Annotated in this window: 1 protein-coding gene; it reads left to right on the top strand. The window is 70.0% G+C overall.

The window, feature by feature from the left end:
• Positions 1-770 (top strand): chaperonin GroEL (gene groEL, locus LDL49_RS56480; RefSeq protein WP_225303204.1); only part of this gene is annotated, 770 nt, incomplete at both ends.

The following is a 770-nucleotide window of genomic DNA, read 5'->3' as shown; positions in this document are numbered from 1 at the left end:
TTCGGCGACCGCCGCAAGGCCATGCTGGGCGACATCGCCACGCTGGCCGGCGGCCAGGTGATCTCCGAGGAGATCGGTCTCAAGCTGGAGAACGCCACTCTCGACCAGCTGGGCCGCGCCCGTAAGGTCGTGGTGACCAAGGACGAGACCACCATCGTCGACGGTGCCGGTGACCCCGACCAGATCGCCGGCCGGGTCAACGAGATCCGCGCCGAGATCGAGCGGACCGACTCCGACTACGACCGTGAGAAGCTCCAGGAGCGGCTGGCCAAGCTGGCCGGCGGCGTGGCGGTCATCAAGGCCGGCGCGGCGACCGAGGTCGAGCTGAAGGAGCGCAAGCACCGCATCGAGGACGCCGTTCGCAACGCGAAGGCGGCCGTCGAGGAGGGCATCGTCCCCGGCGGTGGCGTGGCGCTGCTGCAGGCGGGCGCCAAGGCGTTCGACAAGCTCGAGCTCAACGGCGACGAGGCCACCGGTGCCGCGATCGTCAAGAAGGCGCTCGAGGAGCCGCTGAAGCAGATCGCCGTCAACGCCGGCCTCGAGGGCGGCGTCGTGGTGGAGAAGGTCCGTAACCTGACCCCGGGTGAGGGCCTCAACGCCGCCACGGGCGAGTACGTCAACATGTTCGAGGCGGGCATCATCGACCCGGCCAAGGTGACGCGCTCGGCGCTGCAGAACGCCGCTTCCATCGCGGCGCTCTTCCTCACCACCGAGGCGGTCATCGCCGAGAAGCCCGAGAAGACCCCTGCCGCCCCCGCCGGTATGCCCGG

Source organism: Nonomuraea aurantiaca (assembly GCF_020215705.1).
Taxonomy (GTDB): Bacteria; Actinomycetota; Actinomycetes; order Streptosporangiales; family Streptosporangiaceae; genus Nonomuraea; species Nonomuraea aurantiaca.
This window is presented reverse-complemented; position numbering and strand designations above follow the sequence as displayed.